This window comes from Klebsiella sp. JB_Kp031 (assembly GCF_040064295.1).
Classification (GTDB): domain Bacteria; phylum Pseudomonadota; class Gammaproteobacteria; order Enterobacterales; family Enterobacteriaceae; genus Klebsiella; species Klebsiella quasipneumoniae.
The window spans coordinates 1-19163 of record NZ_JBEAJW010000002.1 but is presented as its reverse complement, the minus strand read 5'-3'; the positions used below and the strand labels follow the sequence as shown (position 1 = coordinate 19163).

Here is a 19163-nt window from a genome sequence, read left to right as displayed (position 1 = left end):
ATTTGCGTCAAATCAAGGAGCAAAACCCACTCCCCCTTAATCGCCAGCCGCGGCCGTTTTCACTAATCCCCAGGGGTTACCCATGTCGGAAAATTTCGCCCCGCGGCGGTCAAAAGATGATATATATGCCGGCTGCATTCGCGTAACCCTCAGGATAAGCATGGAGAAAAAGAGAGCCACGACTATCGGCTTCGCCGCCATTATTTTATGGAGCACGATGGTCGGATTGATTCGCGGCGTCAGCGAAGGACTGGGCCCGGTCGGCGGCGCGGCGATGATTTACAGCCTCAGCGGCCTGCTGCTGATTTTTACCGTTGGTTTTCCCAACCTGCGCCAGATCCCGCGCCGCTATCTGCTGGCCGGCAGCGTGCTGTTCGTCAGCTATGAAATCTGCCTCGCGCTGTCCCTGGGCTATGCCGCCAGCCGTCAACAGGCCATTGAGGTGGGGATGGTCAATTATCTGTGGCCCAGCCTGACCATCCTGTTCGCCATCCTGTTTAATGGTCAGAAAAGCAGCTGGCTGGTGATCCCCGGTTTGCTTCTCGCCCTGCTTGGCGTCGGCTGGGTGTTGGGGGGCGAGCACGGCCTGCAGCTGGAGGAGATTATCAGCAACGTCATCTCCAGTCCGCTCAGCTATCTGCTGGCCTTTATCGGCGCCTTTATCTGGGCGGCCTACTGCACGGTAACGGCCAAATATGCCCGTGGCAAAAATGCCATTACCCTGTTCGTCCTGTTAACCGCGCTGACGCTGTGGCTGAAGTTTCTCGCCACGCCGCAGCCGCCGATGGTCTTCAGCTGGCCGGTCAGCATCAAGCTGCTGACGGTAGCGGTGGCGCTCGGTTTGGCCTACGCCGCGTGGAACGTGGGGATCCTCCACGGTAACGTCAGCCTGCTGGCGGCGGCCTCCTACTTCACGCCGGTGCTCTCCTCCGCGCTGGCGGCGATCCTGCTTAGCGCCGCGCTATCATGGTCGTTCTGGCAGGGGGCCGGGATGGTGTGTCTCGGCTCCCTGCTCTGCTGGTACGCGACCCGCCGTTAGCCGAGATCGCCGCCCGCCACCGGGAGGGTGACGCCGGTGATATAGCTGGCCTCATCGCTGGCGAGAAACAGGATCGCGTTTGCCTGTTCCGCCAGCGTGCCGTAGCGGTGCATCAGACTGCTGGCCACCGTCTGATCGACCACCTGCTGATACCACGCCTTCTCCTGTTCACTGGGCTGCTCGTCGTTACGCGGCGTCAGGCGCGGCGGCGCCTCCGTCCCGCCCGGTGCGACGGCGTTAATCCGAATACCGCTGCCGCTGTACTCCATGGCAATCGACCGGGTCAGCGCATTCACACCTCCCTTCGCCGCCGAATAAGGCACCCGGTTGATCCCTGCTGTCGCCACCGACGAGATATTGACGATGCAGCCTTTGCCCTGCTTCAGCATCCACGGCAGCGCCGCGCGGCAGCCCCACAGGGTAGGAAACAGCGAGCGGCGGATCTCTTTCTCAATCTGCTCCGGTTGATATTCGGCAAACGGCCGCGCCCAAATGGTCCCCCCGACGTTATTGATTAACACATCGATGCGGCCAAAATGCGCCACCCCGTCGGCAAACGCCTGCTCGGCGCTCGGCCACTGTTCCAGGTCCGCCTCCAGCGCCAGCACCTGACTGCCGGACTGAGCCAGCGTCGCCGCCAGCTCATGCACCCAGGGCGAACGATCGATGAGCAGCAGAGCCGCGCCTTCCGCAGCCGCCTGCTCCGCGGTTTGTCGGCCAATGCCCTGGGCCGCGCCGGTGATGGCGACCACTTTATCGCTAAAACGCATACTGCCTCCTTATGCCGCCGCGCTCTGGCTGGCGATAAATTTCTCGTACCAGAAGCCCGCCGGGGTGATCCCTCGCTCACGCAGCGCCGTGGCGACCGCGTTGACCATCGGCGGCGGTCCGCAAAGGTAGATATCGACCTCGCCATTATTCAGCATGGCGTCGTCAAGATGATCGGTGACGAAGCCGCGCTGCTGGCAAGGACTGTTTTCCTCCGCCACTACCGGTAGCCAGCGAAAGTGGGTTAACTGCTGACGGAATGCCTCCAGCGCCTCGGTCTTCACCAGATCCGCGTCGCGCGTGACGCCATACATCAGGGTCACCGGGCGCGCGGCGTTCTGCGCCTGCAAGGTCTCGAGCATGGAGAGCAGCGGCGCCAGCCCGGTACCGCCGGCCAGCATCAGCAGCGGACGTTCGCCGTGGCGCAGATAGAAGCTGCCCATCGGGCCGCTGAGGGTAAGACGATCCCCGGGCCGCGCCTGCAGGGTTAACCACTGGCTCATCATGCCGCCGGGCACGTTACGGATCAGGAAACGCCCTTCTGCCGAGCCTGGCCGGGAGCTGAAGGAATAGGCGCGAACGTGCGGCGTGCCTGGCACCTGAATGTTGACGTACTGCCCCGCCAGGAAGTCCAGCGGCTCATCGAGGGCGACCACCAGCTCGATGGCGGTATCGGACAGACAATTCACCTGTCGCACCTGCGCCCCGGTGTTCGTCAAGGCGGTTTTACACTGCGCGGCGGCCACCGGCACATCGACAACGCAGTCGCTGGTGGGCACCATCTGGCAGGTCAGCACCTGGCGGGCCTGCGCTTCCTCATCGCTTAACGCCTCGTCGAGATACTCCTCGCCGAGATCGTATTCCCCGCTGGCGCAGTGGCATTTGCAGGTGCCGCACACGCCTTCCGAGCAGTCCATCGGCAGATTCACCTTCTGCCGATAGGCAGCATCCAGGACTTTCTCTCCGGCATGGCATTGAATAAAGCGGGTGATACCGTCCTCAAAATTAAGAGCAATAGTGAAGGTCATAGGCGCCTCTTAAATGTGGTAAACGTCAATCACCTGACGGATATAGTCGTTATTCAGGCGCACGGTTTTGCGCACGATCTGCGGCCGGCCGTCCTGCTCGGTCAGCGTGCAGCAGGTGGCGCCGAAAAAGGCATCGGTGTGCTGATAGCGGTGGCTCCAGGTCACCCAGCTGTAACGCACCTCCAGCCCCTCGTCGCTCTCCCCCAGCAGTTCGACGTTGCTGATGATATGGGTGGTCCGCGGCTCCGGCGTGCTGGCCCCGGAGCGCTCGGTTTTAATGCGGTAGACGCGATCCTCCAGCCCTTCCCGGTTGGGATAGTAGATAAGCGAAATCTCTTTTTGCGGGTCGCGCGTCAGCTGATCGTCGTCGCCCCACGCCGGCATCCAGTAGATCACCTGCGGGCTGTAGCAGCTGAGCCATTCATCCCACTGACGGTCATCCAGCAGACGGGCTTCGTGATAGAGAAACTGGCGTACCTGTTCGAGGTTCAGCATCAGGCCACCTCCACACGCTGGGTGATCGACTGGTCATAGCGCTGCTGCTCTTGTTCAATCGCCGCGAGCATCAGCGTCTGCCAGTGATGGTGATGGGCGATGTACAGCGCCTCGTCCTCCGATTTCACGCCGCTTAAGCGCGGATTAAATCCGGCGTGCTGCGCATGCTCATCCGGACCATCGACCCAGCGCAGCGCGCCGCGGCTGAGATCGCTCCACGCCAGATTTTCACCGAGATAGCCGCGCTGACAGGCGCTGAACTCTTCGAGATCGTCCGGGGTGCCCATCCCGCTAACGTTAAAGAAATCTTCATACTGGCGGATACGCAGGGCCCGCGCCTGGTCGGATTCCCCCTTCGGGGCAAAGCACCAGATAGTGACTTCGGTTTTGTCCACCGCCAGCGGACGAATGACGCGGATCTGGGTGGAGAATTGATCCATCAGATAGACGTTGGGGTACAGGCATAGGTTGCGGGTTTCGTTGACCATCTGGTCGGCGCGCCGTTCGCCGAATTCCGCCTGCAGACGCTCGCGATGGGCATACACCGGGCGCACCTCCGGGTTCAGCGCCCGGGTCCACAGCAGCATATGGCCGTTATCAAATCCGTAGCCGCCGCCGAGGCTTTTTGACCAGCCGTTGGCGTCCACCGCATGGGTGCCTTGCGCTTCATAGTTGCGGCGTGACATGGTGGAGGCGTAGTTCCAGTGCACTACGCTGACATGGTAGCCATCAGCGCCGTTCTCCGCGCCCAGCTTCCAGTTGCCTTCGTAAACGTAGCTCGACGAACCCTTGAGCACTTCCAGCCCCTCCGGCGCCTGGTCGACGATCAGATCGATGATTTTACAAGTTTCCCCGAGATAGGCTTCCAGCGGCTGCAAGTCGGCATTGAGGCTACCGAATAAAAAACCGCGATAGGACTGAAAACGCGGCAGCTTTTGCAGGTCGTGAGATCCTTCCTGTTTGAAGGTGTCAGGATAAGCGCCGGTGCTTTCATCTTTGGCTTTTAATAATTTGCCGTTATTGCTGAAGGTCCAGCCGTGAAACGGACAGGTAAAAGAGTTTTTATTCCCGGTTTTCCGTCGACATAACATGGCGCCGCGATGAGCGCAGCTGTTAATTAACGCATGCAGCTCATGCTTTTTATCGCGGGTAATAATCACCGGCTGACGCCCCAGCGTCAGGGTATAATAATCACCCGGTTCGGCAATTTGGCTTTCATGGGCGAGAAATACCCAGTTACCTTCGAAGATATGCTTCATTTCAAATTCAAACAGCTGCGGGTCGGTAAATATCGACCGGTGGCAGCGGTAAATATGATTTTCACGATCGACAATTAAGGCGTTGTTAATTTTGTCTTTAAGCGCTGATAGCGTTTTTTGCATGAGTCAGTCCCTCCTGCGGTATTCAGGATGAAATAAACCGGGTGAATTGTTAGCTTTCAGGTGCAATGTCTGGCCCGGGCAACCGCGTGCCCGGGGCCGTTACAGCAGATTACGCTTTGGCGCGCAGGCGGGCGCCGCGCTGCTCTTCGTCGGCGCTGAGCGCTTTACACAGGGTGAAATCAAAACAGACCTCAGTGTGCTCTCCCTCAAGGTCGCGCTGCGCGATAGTCTCGCGGTCCGTCACTTTAATCGGGTCGGCAATCAGACCGTCGCGGGTGGCAAAGGCAAAATCATCCCACAGGTATTTATCGCCGCTGAGGTTGATCTGGCTGGTGAGATGTTTATGCCCCGACGCGGAGACGAAGAAGTGAATATGCGCCGGACGGTTGCCGTGGCGGCCTAACTGATCCAGCAATTTCTGCGTTGGTCCATCCGGCGGACAGCCGTAGCCGGAAGGCAGGATGCTGCGCACGCTATAGCGGCCATCGGCGCCGGTGCGGATCCGACGGCGCAGGTTGTATTCGCTCTGGCTCGGGTCGAAGAAGGAGTAATTGCCGAGGGTATTGGCGTGCCAGATATCGACGATGGCGTTGGCCACCGGCCGGCCCTCGGTATCTTTGACCTGGCCATGCAGCCACATCACTTCTCCCGGGTCGGCGCCATCATCCATCCGGGCGTGGCCATCGGCCAGCGGCGCATTGGCCACATACAGCGGCCCTTCGATGGTGCGCGGGGTGCCGGTTTCCCGGCGCGCCGCTGCGTCGATGGCGTCCTGACGCAGGTCGAGGAAATGCTCCAGACCCAGCCCTGCCGCCAGCAGCGCCGCCTCCTGACGACCACCCAGCGCATGCAGATAGTTCACCGCATGCCAGAACTCTTCTTCGGTGATGTTATAGTCGTCGATCAGCGTACAGATATTCTCCAGCAGACGGTGAATAATGGCTTTAAAACGTTCGTTTCCGCCAGGGACGTGTAAACCCGCCCCTTCACGTAATAATTTCTGCACGGCTTCTTGTTGTACGAAAGCATTACTCATTATTATTCTCTCTTATCGTTGTAGGGTATTTACCGGGTCACCCCGGCATGAGGTCAGGTGTTATTATTAGCTATCATCGTCACGAACAGACGAGGGATGGCGGCACAGCGCCTCGACGCGAATATCCATAAAAGGATACAGCGGCAATCCCATTAATATTTGATGTAACTCTTCGGTATCTTTGACATCGAAAATACTGACATTGGCGTAAAGACCGGCGACGCGCCAGATATGTCGCCATTTGCCTTCCCGCTGTAATTGTTGCGAATAGGCTTTTTCGCGTTGTTTTATTTCCTCCGCTTCGGCGACGGGAAAGCCGAGCGGTATATTCACGGTCATATCCACTTTAAATAGCATCTGTTTCTCCTGTTTCCCGCTACGCCTGGCGGGTGTAAAAACGCAGTTTGTCTTCATCCAGCTCGACGCCAAGACCCGGGATTTGCGGGAGCACCACCTCGCCGTAGGCAAAGGAGAGCGGTACGCTGACGATATCGTCTTTCAGCAACAGCGGGCCGAACATTTCGGTGCCCCACTGCAGCGGCAGCGTCGACCAGGCGTGTAGCGAGGCGACAGTCCCGACGGTCCCCTCCAGCATGGTGCCGCCATACAGGCCAATACCCGCCGCCTGGGCGACGCGGGCCAGCGCCAGTACGCTGTTCGGTCCGCCGGCCTTGGCGATTTTCAGCGCGTAAGCGCCAGTAAAGCCCTGCTGCGCCAGTTGATAGCCATCGTAAGCGGTGGCCACCGCTTCGTCGGCGAGGATCGCGGTTTCAATATGCTGGCTTAACCGCACCAGCGCCGCGTTGTCGTGGGCGCTGACCGGCTGTTCGATGAGGTCGACGCCCATCGCCGCCAACTCGCGGCAGCCTTTCGCGCCGGTTGCGGCGTCCCAGGCCTGATTGACGTCGACGCGGATGCTGGCGCGATCCCCTAGCGCCTCCACAATGGCGCGAGTATGGCGCAGGTCGGTCGCTAATTCGCGTGCGCCAATTTTCAGCTTGAACGCCTGATGGCGCCGCTCGGCTAACAGTTTTTCCCCTTCGGCAATATCTTTCGCGGTATCGCCGCTGGCTAACGTCCACAGCACCGGCAACGCCGTTTGCAGCGCGCCGCCGAGCAGCGCCGACACCGGCAGCCCCAGCGCTTTGCCCTGGGCATCCAGCAGCGCGGTTTCAATGGCGGACCTGGCAAAAGTGTTGCCTTTAATGGCGCTGTTCATGCGGGCGGTCAGCGCATTCAGGTTATCAGCCGGTTGCCCCAGCAGCAGCGGCGTCAGGTAATGCGTTATCGCCGACGAGATAGTCTCCGGGCTCTCGACGCCATAGCTCAAGCCGCCGATGGTGGTGGCCTCGCCAATGCCGCAGATGCCGTCGGAGCGGGTAAGGCGCACGATCACCAGCGTCTGACATCCCATGGTGGTCATCGACAATTTATGCGGCCGGATGGTTGGGACATCCACAATCCAGCTCTCAATACGTTCTACGGTGGCAGTCATTTTCGCTTCCTGATGAGATGTATAACTTTTTGTACCCACATCCATAACGGGGGGGCTGTGCCATTGACAATAGGGTTCGGCCTGGCGGATGGTCAACGGCGATAATCGAAATGTTGTGCGATTATCGACGCGTTTGTTAAAAGACGGTTATTAATGTGATCGTGGTGGTAAAACCGGCACAATTCAGCGCGCCCCATTTTGCGCAAGGTATAGTGATCTGCCGTGAGCTTTACGCTGCAACGGAGAAGGATGCGATGAGCGACAATATCCCCAATACGCTGAGCGCCAGGCAGGCCGAGCACGATCCCAACTTTATGCTGTCTCTGGCCCGCGGTCTGGAGGTGCTTAACGCCTTCACCCCACAGCGTCAGCGGCTGACCATTTCCCAGTTAAGCCAGAAAACGCAAATTTCCCGCGCGGCGGTACGCCGGTGCCTGTATACCCTCGCCGCGCTGGGCATGGTCCATAGCCCGGATGGCCGCCATTATGAGCTGCTCCCCCGTGTGCTGGCGGTGGGCCATGCCTATCTCGCCGGCACCCCGCTGGCGAAAGTGGCGCAGACGGCGCTGGACAGCCTCGGCAAAGCCCTCGGCGAATCCTGTTCGGCGGCGACGCTCGACGGGGATAACGTGCTCTATATTGCCCGCGCGGCGGTGAATAATTTATTGAGCGTCGATATCGGACGCGGCAGTCGCCTGCCGGCGTGGGCGACGTCGATGGGTCGGGTATTGCTCAGCGCGCTGCCGGAAGAGCAGCTGGAGGTGACACTGTCACGCGCCGTGCTCATTCGCTACACCCCACACACCCTGTGCGATATGGCCGGGCTACGCGCGGAGATTGATCGGGTGCGCATGCAGGGCTATGCCCTCGCCGACCGGCAGATAGAGGTGGGCCTGTGCTCGCTGGCGGTGCCGGTGCTGTCGCGTCATGGCCAGGTGGTGGCCGCGCTGAATGTCGGGGTGCCGGCCGCGACGGTCAGCGCCGCGGCGTTAAAAGAGAAGGCCCTCGCCCCGCTACGCCGCGCGGCGATGGACCTGTCGCTACAGCTATAGCGCCGTCTGCGGCTTCTTCACCGTGGCGAGGCTGCGCCAGATCCCGGCGGCCAGCAGCAGAAGCATGACCCCCGCTGTCGCCAGCACCAGACTGTGCGCCTGGGTAAAGGCCGCCTTCGCCGCCGCCATCAGCGCCTCCGCTACCCCGGCGGGTAGCGCCTGGGTCAGGCTAACCGCCTCGCCGATCGATGACGACGCCCGCTGCGCCATGGTCTCATTCAGCCCGGGCGGTAGCACAATGGTGGCGCTGTAGCTGCGGGTCAGGATCAGGCCGAACAGGGCAATGCCGAGGCCAGCGCCCAGCTCATAGGCCATGGTTTCGATCGCCCCGGCCGCCGCCGCTTTCTCCTTCGGCGCCGCCGCCATAATGGCGGAGCTGGAGGCCAGCAGCGCGCTGGCGACGCTAAAGCCGAGCAGCGTCATCAGCCCCCAGGCCAACCATTGCTGAGTGCTGAAATCGGTCAGCGCCAGGCCCAGAAAGCTGAAGGCGCTGAGCAACATCCCGCCGGTCGCCACCTCGCGCAGCCCGAGCTTCGACACCAGCATCCCGGCAATCGGCCCGCTAAAGCCGCTGGCCACCATCACCGGCAGCATAAACATCCCCGCCTCGAACGGCGTTTTCTGATGCACAAACTGCAGCTCCTGAGCCATCAACAGCTCAAAACCCACCAGGGTAATCAGGGCGGTCATCGCCATCATCACCCCGCTTAAAATAATGCGATGAGTGAACAGTCGCATATCCACCATCGGCCGGACCGCCGACAGCTGTTTGCGGATAAACCAGGTGAGCATCGCCGCCCCGCCGATCGCCACCAGCGCGGTGAGCCACAGCGCCAGCTGGCCCTTCAGGGCCGATTTGGCGCTAAACACCAGCATCAGGATCGCCGCAATCAAAATGAGCGCCTGCAGCAGGTTCAGCGGCTGGTCGCGGCGCGCGGGCTGACGCGGCACCACTTTGGCGTTAATGGCGATAACCACCAGCACAATCGGCACGTTGATCAGGAACACCGATCCCCAGTAGAAATGCTCCAACAGCATGCCGCCCACCAGCGGGCCAAAGGCCGCGCCGCCGGAGCCCACCGCCGCCCACAGCCCCAGCGCCATATTGCGCTGGCTGGCCTCGGCAAAGGTGCTGCGGATCCCGGCCAGCGTCGCCGGCACGATCATCGCCGCCCCCACCGCCAGCAGGGCACGGGAGGCAATCAGCGTCAGAGCCGTCGGCGACAGTGCGGCGCACAGCGAGGCGACGCCAAAAATAGCGCTGCCGAGCAGCAGCAGACGTTTAAAGCCGATTTTATCGCCAAGGGCGCCCATCGGCAGCACCATCCCGGCCATCACCAATGAATAGATATCAATGATCCACAGCAGCTCATTGCCGCTGCTGCCCAGCGCGACGCTGAGGGTCGGCGCGGCCACATGCAACACCGTGGCGTCAATCGCCACCGGAATATAAACCAGCAAAATCGCCATCAGCGTCATCCATTGCCGTGACATAGCTTGTACCTCAATGTTAGAACTTGGACACACGTCCAGGATGGCGATCCTGCCGGATTGTTGAACGCATGTCCAACTTTTTGTTACACTCGGCCAAAGCCAGATATCAGCGGGGTTCTATGCACTATTTACAGCGGGATGAGCGACGGGAAGGGATTATGCAGGCCGCCATGCGCCTGGCGCTGCGCGGCGGCTTCAGCGCCATGACCGTGCGGCAGATCGCCCGCGAAGCGCAGGTGGCCGCCGGGCAACTGCACCACCACTTCGCCTCCATAGGCGAGCTGAAGTCCCAGGTGTTCATCCGTCTTATCCGCGAGATGCTCGACATGCCGCTGGTGGCCGAGGACGCCAGCTGGCGCGAGCGGTTATTCTCGATGATCGGCAGCGAGGATGGCCGGCTGGAACCCTATATCCGCCTGTGGCGGGAAGGCCAGGTACTGGCCGACAGCGACCCGGACATCAAAGCGGCCTACCTGCTAACCATGACCATGTGGCATGCCGAGACCGTGGCGATCGTTGAGCAGGGCCTCGCCTGCGGTGAGTTTCATTCGACCGAGCCGCCGGCGGATATCGCCTGGCGTTTTATCGCCCTGGTGTGCGGCCTCGACGGGATTTACGCCCTCGGCACCCAGACCCTGGACGAGACGGCGTTTAGCCGTTACGTCAATAAGATGATAACCCTGGAGTTATTTTAGTTAAATTTTACATTTAGTAACAATTAATCCCGCTACGCTCTCCACGTGCTCTCCGACAGCACGTTTTTTTTATCTACGCTTTTTAGATAACGCCAATTAAGGGTTATTCTCCGTCCCCTTGTATTCAGCTGTTGACCTTATTTATTTACTCCATTCCGGGCAATTAGAGGGCAATATGTCGGTACAAAATGAGAAAGATAATCATTACCTTTTGAAAAACTGGCGGCCAGAAAATAAGGCCTTCTGGGAAAACAAGGGCCAGGCTATTGCGAGAAGAAACTTATGGATATCAGTAACCTGCTTACTACTGGCCTTCTGCGTCTGGATGTTATTCAGCGCCGTGGCGGTCAATCTTAATAAGGTCGGTTTTCATTTCACTACCGACCAGCTTTTTTTATTAACCGCACTTCCTTCACTTTCCGGCGCGATATTACGGGTGCCCTACTCCTTTATGGTGCCCCTCTTCGGCGGGCGCTACTGGACTGTATTAAGTACAGTGATCCTGATTGTGCCTTGTATTTGGCTGGGCGTGGCGATCCAGAATATTGCTACTCCATTTTGGGTATTTATTGTTATTGCGCTGCTGTGTGGTTTTGCCGGGGCGAATTTTGCTTCCAGTATGGGAAATATCAGTTTCTTTTTTCCCAAAGCCAAACAGGGCAGCGCGCTGGGGGTCAACGGCGGCCTTGGCAATCTGGGGGTCAGCGTGATGCAGATGGTCGCTCCGGCGGTAATCTTCCTGCCGCTCTTCACCTTCCTCGGCGTCCATGGCGTCACCCAGCCCGATGGTTCAACGATAGCCCTGAGCAATGCGGCGCTCATCTGGGTGCCGCTCCTGCTGCTCGCCACCGCTGCCGCCTGGTTCGGTATGAATGACATCGCCAGTTCGAAGGCCTCGATTCGCGATCAACTCCCGGTGCTCAAGCGTCCGCATATGTGGCTGCTCAGCCTGCTTTATCTGGCGACCTTCGGCTCATTTATCGGCTTCTCAGCCGGCTTCGCCATGCTGGCGAAAACCCAGTTTCCTGCGGTCGACATTCTCAAGCTGGCTTTCTTTGGGCCGTTTATCGGCGCGCTGGCGCGCTCGTTCGGAGGGATCATCTCCGACCGTCTGGGCGGTGTGCGGGTAACGCTGGTCAATTTCGTGCTGATGGCGCTCTTTACCGGCCTGTTGTTCCTCACCCTGCCGGGCAGCGGATCCGGCAGCTTCCTCGCCTTCTACGTGGTGTTTATGGGGCTGTTTTTAACCGCCGGACTCGGCAGCGGCTCCACCTTCCAGATGATCGCCGTCATCTTCCGTCAGCTCACCATCGACAGCGTGAGGCAGCGCGGCGGCAGCGAAGAAGAAGCGCAGCACGAAGCCGTAACCGATACCGCTGCCGCGCTGGGCTTTATCTCGGCAATTGGCGCCATCGGCGGCTTCTTTATCCCGAAAGCCTTCGGCACCTCGCTGGCGATGACCGGTTCGCCGGTCGGGGCGATGAAGGTCTTCTTCGTTTTTTACGTGGTTTGCGTATTGGTGACCTGGCTGGTCTACGGCCGACGTAAACCCGCTTAACCATAACGATTTATCTGCCGGATGGCGGCTTACGCCTTATCCGGCCTACGCGTTCGTTCGCTCATCCGGCCGGGTGGCACGATGCCGGACATCATCGGAGCAGGAGAAATGTCATGAGTAAACTACTGGATCGCTTTCGCTACTTTAAGCAGAAAGGCGAGATCTTTGCCAACGGCCACGGTCAGGTCTACAACAACAACCGTGACTGGGAAGATAGCTACCGTCAACGCTGGCAGTTCGACAAAATTGTCCGCTCCACCCACGGCGTGAATTGCACCGGCTCCTGCAGCTGGAAAATTTATGTCAAAAACGGTCTGGTGACCTGGGAAACCCAGCAGACCGATTATCCGCGCACCCGCCCGGATCTGCCGAACCATGAACCCCGCGGCTGCCCGCGCGGCGCCAGCTACTCCTGGTATCTCTATAGCGCCAACCGCCTGAAGTACCCGCTGGCGCGTAAACGGCTGATTGAGCTGTGGCGCGAAGCCCTGGCGCAGTATCCCGACCCGGTGCAGGCCTGGGATAGCATCATGCAGGATCCGGCCAAAACCAACAGCTATAAAGCGGTGCGCGGCAAAGGCGGCTTTGTCCGCTCCAGCTGGAAAGAGCTGAATCAGCTTATCGCCGCCGCCAACGTCTGGACCATCAAACACTACGGTCCGGACCGCGTCGCCGGGTTCTCGCCGATCCCGGCGATGTCGATGGTCTCCTACGCCGCGGGTACCCGCTATTTATCCCTTATCGGCGGCACCTGCCTTAGCTTCTATGACTGGTACTGCGACCTGCCCCCCGCCTCGCCGATGACCTGGGGCGAGCAGACCGACGTGCCGGAATCCGCCGACTGGTACAACGCCAGCTACATTATCGCCTGGGGCTCCAACGTGCCGCAGACCCGGACCCCGGATGCCCACTTCTTCACCGAAGTGCGCTACAAAGGCACCAAAACCATCGCCATCACTCCGGACTATTCGGAAGTGGCCAAACTGTGCGACCACTGGCTGGCGCCGAAGCAAGGTACCGACAGCGCGCTGGCGATGGCCATGGGCCACGTGATCCTCAAAACCTTCCACCTTGATAACCCGAGCGATTACTTTCTTAACTACTGCCGCACCTATACCGACATGCCGATGCTGGTGATGCTTGAGCCGCGCGACGATGGCAGCTATGTGCCAGGCCGCATGCTGCGCGCCTCCGACCTGCTGAATGGGCTGGGCGAAACGAATAATCCGGAATGGAAAACCGTGGCGTATAACGCCGACGGCGAACTGGTGGCGCCGAACGGTTCCATCGGCTTTCGCTGGGGCGAAAAAGGTAAATGGAATCTCGAACCGCTGGCAGACGGTAAACCGGTGGAGCTAACGCTGTCCCTGCTCGACAGGCGCGACAGCGTGGCGTCCGTCGCCTTCCCTTACTTCGGCGGCAATGAAAATCCGCATTTCCGCAGCGTGCCGCAGTCACCGGTAACCCTTCATCCGCTCCCGGTGAAACAGCTGACGCTGGCCAGTGGTGAACGCGGCCTGGTGGCCAGTGTATATGACCTGATTCTGGCTAACTACGGCCTGGACCGCGGGCTTGATGATGTCAATGCGACGAAAGATTTCGCCGAGGTCAAAGCCTATACCCCGGCGTGGGCGGAGCAGATCACCGGCGTGCCGCGCCAGCATATTGAACAAATCGCCCGCGAGTTCGCCGATACGGCGCATAAAACCCATGGCCGTTCGATGATTATCCTCGGCGCCGGGGTGAACCACTGGTACCACATGGATATGAACTACCGGGGGATGATTAACCTGCTGGTGTTCTGCGGCTGCGTCGGCCAGAGCGGCGGCGGCTGGTCGCACTATGTCGGCCAGGAGAAGCTGCGCCCACAGACCGGCTGGCTGCCGCTGGCGTTCGCGCTGGACTGGAACCGCCCGCCGCGGCAGATGAACAGCACCTCCTATTTTTACAATCACGCCAGCCAGTGGCGCTATGAAAAACTGACCGCGCAGGAGCTGTTGTCGCCGCTGGCCGACGCCAGCAAATTTAGCGGCAGCCTTATCGACTTTAACGTCCGCGCGGAACGGATGGGCTGGTTGCCCTCTGCGCCACAGCTCAACGTCAATCCGCTGACCATCAAGCAGCAGGCCGAGGCCGCCGGACTATCGCCCTCAGAGTTCACGGTGCGATCGCTAAAATCCGGCGAGATCCGCTTTGCCGCCGAGCAGCCGGACAGCGGTAAAAACCATCCGCGCAACCTGTTTATCTGGCGCTCAAACCTGCTGGGATCGTCCGGTAAGGGGCATGAGTATATGTTGAAATACCTGCTCGGGACCGACAGCGGTATTCAGGGTGATGTACTGAGCGCCAGCGATGAGGTGAAACCTGAGGAAGTCGAGTGGCAGACGGCGGCGATTGAGGGCAAACTCGACCTGCTGGTGACGCTGGATTTCCGCATGTCCAGTACCTGTCTCTTCTCCGATATTGTCCTTCCGACCGCCACCTGGTACGAAAAAGACGATATGAACACCTCTGATATGCATCCGTTTATCCACCCGCTTTCCGCCGCCGTCGACCCGGCGTGGGAGGCAAAGAGCGACTGGGAGATTTACAAAGATATCGCCAAATCCTTCTCGCAGGTCTGCGTCGGCCATCTCGGGAAAGAGACCGACGTGGTGCTGGTCCCGCTGCAGCATGACTCTCCGGCTGAGCTGGCGCAGCCGTTCGAGGTGCTTGACTGGCGCAAGGGCGAATGCGATCTGATCCCCGGGAAAACCGCTCCGTCGATTGCCCTGGTGGAGCGCGACTATCCCGCCACCTGGGAACGCTTCACCTCTCTCGGCCCGCTGCTCGATAAGCTTGGCAACGGCGGGAAAGGCATCTCGTGGAATACGCAAAGCGAAGTCGATTTCCTTGGCAAGCTAAACTACCTCAAGCCCGACGGTCCGGCCAAAGGCCGGCCGCGGATCGACAGCGCCATTGACGCCTCCGAAGTTATTCTCAGCCTCGCGCCAGAAACCAACGGTCAGGTGGCGGTGAAAGCCTGGCAGGCGCTGGGAGAATTTACCGGCCGCGACCACACTCATCTGGCGCTGAATAAAGAGGATGAGAAGATCCGCTTCCGCGATATTCAGGCGCAGCCGCGCAAGATCATCTCCAGCCCAACGTGGTCCGGACTGGAAAGCGAGCACGTCTCCTACAACGCCGGCTACACCAACGTTCACGAACTGATCCCGTGGCGCACCCTCTCCGGGCGGCAACAGTTGTATCAGGACCATCCGTGGATGCGGGCCTTCGGCGAAAGCCTGGTGGCGTACCGCCCGCCCATTGATACCCGCAGCGTCAGCCAGATGAAGGCCGTGCCGCCGAACGGCTTTCCGGAGAAAGCGCTGAACTTCCTGACCCCGCACCAGAAATGGGGGATCCACTCCACATACAGCGAAAACCTGCTGATGCTGACGCTGTCGCGCGGCGGGCCGATCGTCTGGATCAGCGAAACTGACGCCAGAGAGCTGGGCATTGAAGATAACGACTGGATTGAAGCGTTCAACGCCAACGGCGCCCTCACCGCCCGGGCGGTGGTGAGCCAGCGCGTGCCGCCGGGGATGACCATGATGTACCACGCGCAGGAGCGGATTATGAATATCCCGGGTTCGGAAGTGACCGGTCGCCGCGGCGGCATTCACAACTCCGTCACCCGCGTCTGCCCGAAGCCGACGCACATGATCGGCGGCTACGCCCAGCTGGCCTATGGCTTTAACTACTACGGCACCGTCGGTTCCAACCGCGACGAGTTCATCATGATCCGCAAAATGAAGAATATTGCCTGGCTGGATGACGAAGGCCGCGATCAGGTACAGGAGGCGAAAAAATGAAAATCCGTTCTCAGGTTGGAATGGTGCTGAATCTGGACAAATGCATCGGCTGTCACACCTGCTCGGTCACCTGTAAAAACGTCTGGAGCAGCCGCGAAGGCATGGAGTACGCGTGGTTCAATAACGTGGAGACCAAACCGGGCATTGGCTACCCAAAAAACTGGGAGGACCAGGAACAGTGGCAAGGCGGCTGGATCCGCGGCATCAGCGGTAAGCTGACGCCCCGCCTCGGCAATCGGGTTAGCGTGCTGTCGAAGATATTCGCTAACCCGGTGCTGCCGGCGATTGACGATTACTACGAACCCTTCACCTACGATTACCAGCATCTGCACAACGCGCCGGAGGGCAAATATCTGCCCACCGCCCGCCCGCGATCGCTGATCAGCGGCGAGCGCATGGATAAGATTGACTGGGGCCCGAACTGGGAGGAGCTGCTCGGCGGCGAGTTCGAGAAACGCGCCCGCGACCGGAACTTCGAAGCCATGCAGAAAGAGATGTACGGCCAGTTCGAAAATACCTTCATGATGTATCTCCCGCGCTTGTGCGAGCACTGCCTCAACCCGAGCTGCGTGGCCACCTGCCCGAGCGGCGCCATCTACAAGCGTGAGGAAGATGGCATCGTGCTGATCGATCAGGACAAATGCCGCGGCTGGCGGATGTGCATCAGCGGCTGTCCCTACAAAAAAATCTACTTTAACTGGAAGAGCGGCAAGTCGGAAAAATGCATCTTCTGCTATCCGCGCATTGAGTCCGGGCAGCCAACGGTGTGCTCCGAAACCTGCGTCGGGCGCATCCGCTATCTCGGCGTCTTGCTGTATGACGCCGACCGTATCGAAGAAGCTGCCAGCACCGAGCATGAAACCGACCTCTATGAGCGCCAGTGCGAGGTATTCCTTAATCCAAACGATCCGGCGGTCATCGAGGAAGCGTTAAAACAAGGCATCCCCCACAATGTCATTGAGGCGGCGCAGAAATCGCCGGTCTATAAGCTGGCGATGGACTGGAAGCTGGCCCTGCCGCTGCATCCGGAGTATCGCACCCTGCCGATGGTCTGGTATGTGCCGCCCCTGTCGCCGATCCAGTCGGTTGCCGACGCCGGCGGCCTGCCCAACAACGGAGCCATCCTGCCGGCGGTGGAGAGCCTGCGCATTCCGGTCCAGTACCTGGCGAACCTGCTGAGCGCCGGGGATACCGGGCCGGTATTGCGCGCGCTGAAACGGATGATGGCGATGCGCCACTACAAGCGCTCGCAAACCGTTGAGGGCGTGACCGATACCCGGGCAATTGAAGAGGTGGGACTCAGCGTTGAGCAGGTCGAAGAGATGTATCGCTATCTGGCGATCGCCAACTACGAAGACCGCTTCGTGATCCCCACCAGCCATCGCGAACTGGCGGAGGACGCCTTCCCGGAACGCAACGGCTGCGGCTTTACCTTCGGCGACGGCTGCCACGGGTCAGATACGAAATTCAACCTGTTTAACAGCCGGCGGATTGACGCCATCGACGTCAGCGGCGTGCGTAAGCATGGGGAGGGCGAGTGATGCGGATCCTGAAAGTGCTCGGTCTGCTGCTGGAGTATCCCGACGAGGTGCTGTGGGAGAACCGCGACGAAGCCCTGGCGCTGGTCAGCGCCGATATCCCTTCCCTGACGCCCTTTGTCGGGGAGCTGCTGGCGGCGCCGCTGTTGGATCGCCAGGCCGACTGGTGCGAGGTGTTCGAGCGAGGGCGCGCCACCTCGCTGCTGCTGTTTGAACATGTGCATGCTGAGTCCCGCGACCGTGGCCAGGCGATGGTGGACCTGATGAATCAGTATCAGCAGGCAGGTCTGCTGATCGATTGCCGAGAACTGCCCGACTATCTGCCGCTGTATCTGGAGTATCTCAGTATTTTACCCCTCGCCGACGCCCGCGAAGGGCTGCAGAATATCGCGCCGATTCTGGCGCTGATCGGCGGCCGCCTGAAGCAACGAGAGTGTCCGTATTATCAACTGCTTGACGCCCTGCTGGCGCTGGCAAACAGCCCGCTCACCAGTGACAGCGTCACTAAACAGGTAGCAGGAGAAAAGCGCGACGATACCTGTCAGGCGCTGGACGAAGTGTGGGAAGAAGAACAGGTGAAGTTTATTGAAGATAATGCGACCGCTTGCGACAGCTCGCCTATGCAAGCTTATCAACGACGCTTTAGCCAGGATGTGGCGCCGCAGTACGTCGACATCCGCGCCGGAGGCCCGAAATGATCCAGTATCTGAATGTCTTCTTTTACGATATCTACCCTTACCTTTGCGGCACTGTGTTCCTGCTCGGCAGCTGGCTACGCTACGACTACGGGCAGTATACCTGGCGCGCGTCATCCAGCCAGATGCTGGATAAACGCGGTATGGTGCTATGGTCGAACTTGTTTCATATCGGCATTCTCGGCATTTTTTTTGGCCATCTCTTTGGCATGCTGACCCCGCACTGGGTCTACTCGTGGTTCCTGCCAATGTCGCAGAAGCAGCTGATGGCGATGATCCTCGGCGGCGTGTGTGGGGTGCTCACCCTGGTGGGCGGCATCGGCTTGCTGGCTCGCCGCCTGACCAACCCGCGCATTCGCGCCACCTCCACCACGGCAGATATTCTGATCCTGTGCATTTTGCTGATTCAGTGCGCGCTGGGGCTGACGACGATCCCCTTCTCCGCCCAGCATCCGGACGGCAGCGAAATGCTCAAGCTGGTGGACTGGGCGCAGGCGGTGGTCACCTTCCACGGCGGCGCCTCGGCGCATCTGGACGGCGTGGCCTGGATTTACCGCGTCCACCTGGTGCTGGGGATGACCATCTTCCTGATCTTCCCGTTCACCCGTCTGGTTCACGTCTGGAGCGCGCCGGTGGAGTATTTCACCCGCCGCTACCAGGTGGTGCGCTCCCGACGCTGAGCGCTGGCGGCTGTTATCATTCATCCTAACCGGTAGCCCGCACGCGGCCTTCGCGCGAGTCCGGGTAGTTATCGACCCGGCTCCAGCCGTTATGCCGGGTGGCGGCTGTCGCCTTACCCGGCCTACAGGGCCCTCTCACAGAGCTCATCCCCCGTAGACCCGCGCAAGCGCAGCGCCGCCGGGCAAGAAATCAGGCACGGTACCTGTAATTTCGCCGGGTGGCGGTTGTCGCCTTACCCGGCCTACAGGGCCCTCTCACAGGCTCATACCCCGTAGGCCCGCGCAAGCGCAGCGCCGCGGGGCAAGATATCAGGCACGGTACCTGTAATTTCGCCGGGTGGCGGCTGTCGCCTT

Annotated in this window: 16 protein-coding genes; 8 read left to right on the top strand and 8 right to left on the bottom strand. The window is 60.1% G+C overall.

What is annotated here, in order from left to right:
* Positions 1–160 precede the first annotated feature (160 nt).
* Positions 161–1039 (top strand): aromatic amino acid DMT transporter YddG, encoded by an 879-nt coding sequence (yddG, locus tag ABLV64_RS02105; protein WP_032456120.1) that lies wholly within the window; start codon positions 161–163, stop codon positions 1037–1039.
* Here the strand turns inward: yddG and benD are convergent.
* The 7 genes from benD to ABLV64_RS02070 all read right to left on the bottom strand — a co-directional run bounded on the left by benD (position 1036) and on the right by ABLV64_RS02070 (position 7288).
* A complete protein-coding gene (gene benD / locus ABLV64_RS02100) occupies positions 1036–1809 on the bottom strand; it encodes a benzoate diol dehydrogenase BenD (RefSeq protein WP_080846765.1) in 774 nt (257 codons plus the stop codon). The genes yddG and benD overlap by 4 nt on opposite strands.
* 9 nt (positions 1810–1818) lie before the next feature.
* Positions 1819–2835 carry a benzoate 1,2-dioxygenase electron transfer component BenC gene (gene benC / locus ABLV64_RS02095; protein WP_334041421.1) on the bottom strand — a complete coding sequence of 339 codons (1017 nt, stop codon included), beginning with the start codon at positions 2833–2835 and terminating at the stop codon, positions 1819–1821.
* A 9-nt stretch (positions 2836–2844) separates the two neighbouring features.
* Positions 2845–3330 carry a benzoate 1,2-dioxygenase small subunit gene (gene benB, locus ABLV64_RS02090; RefSeq protein WP_004202692.1) on the bottom strand — a complete coding sequence of 162 codons (486 nt, stop codon included), beginning with the start codon at positions 3328–3330 and terminating at the stop codon, positions 2845–2847.
* Complete coding sequence (locus ABLV64_RS02085) at positions 3330–4712, bottom strand: Rieske 2Fe-2S domain-containing protein (RefSeq protein ID WP_348842936.1); 1383 nt, start codon at positions 4710–4712, stop codon at positions 3330–3332. The genes benB and ABLV64_RS02085 overlap by 1 nt, the downstream gene beginning before the upstream one ends.
* 109 nt (positions 4713–4821) lie before the next feature.
* Entirely contained in the window at positions 4822–5748 is a 927-nt protein-coding gene (catA, locus tag ABLV64_RS02080; RefSeq protein ID WP_085846267.1) for a catechol 1,2-dioxygenase, read from the bottom strand.
* Between the two features lie 66 nt (positions 5749–5814).
* On the bottom strand, positions 5815–6105 hold the full coding sequence (catC, locus tag ABLV64_RS02075) for a muconolactone Delta-isomerase (protein WP_004202698.1): 291 nt from the start codon (positions 6103–6105) through the stop codon (positions 5815–5817).
* A 19-nt stretch (positions 6106–6124) separates the two neighbouring features.
* Entirely contained in the window at positions 6125–7288 is a 1164-nt protein-coding gene (locus tag ABLV64_RS02070) for a muconate cycloisomerase family protein (protein WP_161992973.1), read from the bottom strand.
* Positions 7289–7404: 116 nt separating this feature from the next.
* On the opposite strand from ABLV64_RS02070, the gene ABLV64_RS02065 reads away from it, so the two are divergent.
* Positions 7405–8295 carry an IclR family transcriptional regulator C-terminal domain-containing protein gene (locus ABLV64_RS02065; RefSeq protein WP_072140467.1) on the top strand — a complete coding sequence of 297 codons (891 nt, stop codon included), beginning with the start codon at positions 7405–7407 and terminating at the stop codon, positions 8293–8295.
* Here the strand turns inward: ABLV64_RS02065 and kmrA are convergent.
* Positions 8290–9789, bottom strand: coding sequence for an efflux MFS transporter KmrA (kmrA, locus tag ABLV64_RS02060; protein WP_064177769.1), 1500 nt, complete (start codon positions 9787–9789; stop codon positions 8290–8292). The two genes, ABLV64_RS02065 and kmrA, sit on opposite strands and share 6 nt — an antisense overlap.
* Positions 9790–9908: 119 nt before the next feature.
* Here kmrA and ABLV64_RS02055 point away from each other — a divergent pair, with 119 nt between their 5' ends.
* From ABLV64_RS02055 to narI, 6 genes are all read left to right on the top strand, one after another.
* A complete protein-coding gene (locus ABLV64_RS02055) occupies positions 9909–10484 on the top strand; it encodes a TetR family transcriptional regulator (RefSeq protein WP_004202704.1) in 576 nt (191 codons plus the stop codon).
* A gap of 175 nt (positions 10485–10659) precedes the next feature.
* Positions 10660–12042 carry a NarK family nitrate/nitrite MFS transporter gene (locus ABLV64_RS02050; RefSeq protein ID WP_117137702.1) on the top strand — a complete coding sequence of 461 codons (1383 nt, stop codon included), beginning with the start codon at positions 10660–10662 and terminating at the stop codon, positions 12040–12042.
* Positions 12043–12155: 113 nt separating this feature from the next.
* Positions 12156–15896: a nitrate reductase subunit alpha gene (locus ABLV64_RS02045; RefSeq protein ID WP_348842935.1), complete on the top strand. Its 3741-nt coding sequence runs from the start codon at positions 12156–12158 to the stop codon at positions 15894–15896.
* A complete protein-coding gene (gene narH, locus ABLV64_RS02040) occupies positions 15893–17437 on the top strand; it encodes a nitrate reductase subunit beta (RefSeq protein ID WP_004202708.1) in 1545 nt (514 codons plus the stop codon). The genes ABLV64_RS02045 and narH overlap by 4 nt, the downstream gene beginning before the upstream one ends.
* Positions 17437–18132: a nitrate reductase molybdenum cofactor assembly chaperone gene (gene narW / locus ABLV64_RS02035; protein ID WP_049004342.1), complete on the top strand. Its 696-nt coding sequence runs from the start codon at positions 17437–17439 to the stop codon at positions 18130–18132. The genes narH and narW overlap by 1 nt, the downstream gene beginning before the upstream one ends.
* On the top strand, positions 18129–18809 hold the full coding sequence (narI, locus tag ABLV64_RS02030) for a respiratory nitrate reductase subunit gamma (RefSeq protein WP_117137700.1): 681 nt from the start codon (positions 18129–18131) through the stop codon (positions 18807–18809). The genes narW and narI overlap by 4 nt, the downstream gene beginning before the upstream one ends.
* The last annotated feature ends 354 nt before the right edge of the window (positions 18810–19163 follow it).

Excerpts from the sequence above, each read along its gene's own strand:
- yddG (WP_032456120.1), top strand. The coding sequence starts at position 161 with ATGGAGAAAAAGAGAGCCACGACTATCGGCTTCGCCGCCATTATTTTA.
- benD (WP_080846765.1), bottom strand. The coding sequence starts at position 1,809 with ATGCGTTTTAGCGATAAAGTGGTCGCCATCACCGGCGCGGCCCAGGGC.
- benC (WP_334041421.1), bottom strand. The coding sequence starts at position 2,835 with ATGACCTTCACTATTGCTCTTAATTTTGAGGACGGTATCACCCGCTTT.
- benB (WP_004202692.1), bottom strand. The coding sequence starts at position 3,330 with ATGCTGAACCTCGAACAGGTACGCCAGTTTCTCTATCACGAAGCCCGT.
- ABLV64_RS02085 (WP_348842936.1), bottom strand. The coding sequence starts at position 4,712 with ATGCAAAAAACGCTATCAGCGCTTAAAGACAAAATTAACAACGCCTTA.
- catA (WP_085846267.1), bottom strand. The coding sequence starts at position 5,748 with ATGAGTAATGCTTTCGTACAACAAGAAGCCGTGCAGAAATTATTACGT.
- catC (WP_004202698.1), bottom strand. The coding sequence starts at position 6,105 with ATGCTATTTAAAGTGGATATGACCGTGAATATACCGCTCGGCTTTCCC.
- ABLV64_RS02070 (WP_161992973.1), bottom strand. The coding sequence starts at position 7,288 with ATGGATGTGGGTACAAAAAGTTATACATCTCATCAGGAAGCGAAAATG.
- kmrA (WP_064177769.1), bottom strand. The coding sequence starts at position 9,789 with ATGTCACGGCAATGGATGACGCTGATGGCGATTTTGCTGGTTTATATT.
- ABLV64_RS02055 (WP_004202704.1), top strand. The coding sequence starts at position 9,909 with ATGCACTATTTACAGCGGGATGAGCGACGGGAAGGGATTATGCAGGCC.
- ABLV64_RS02050 (WP_117137702.1), top strand. The coding sequence starts at position 10,660 with ATGTCGGTACAAAATGAGAAAGATAATCATTACCTTTTGAAAAACTGG.
- ABLV64_RS02045 (WP_348842935.1), top strand. The coding sequence starts at position 12,156 with ATGAGTAAACTACTGGATCGCTTTCGCTACTTTAAGCAGAAAGGCGAG.
- narH (WP_004202708.1), top strand. The coding sequence starts at position 15,893 with ATGAAAATCCGTTCTCAGGTTGGAATGGTGCTGAATCTGGACAAATGC.
- narW (WP_049004342.1), top strand. The coding sequence starts at position 17,437 with ATGCGGATCCTGAAAGTGCTCGGTCTGCTGCTGGAGTATCCCGACGAG.
- narI (WP_117137700.1), top strand. The coding sequence starts at position 18,129 with ATGATCCAGTATCTGAATGTCTTCTTTTACGATATCTACCCTTACCTT.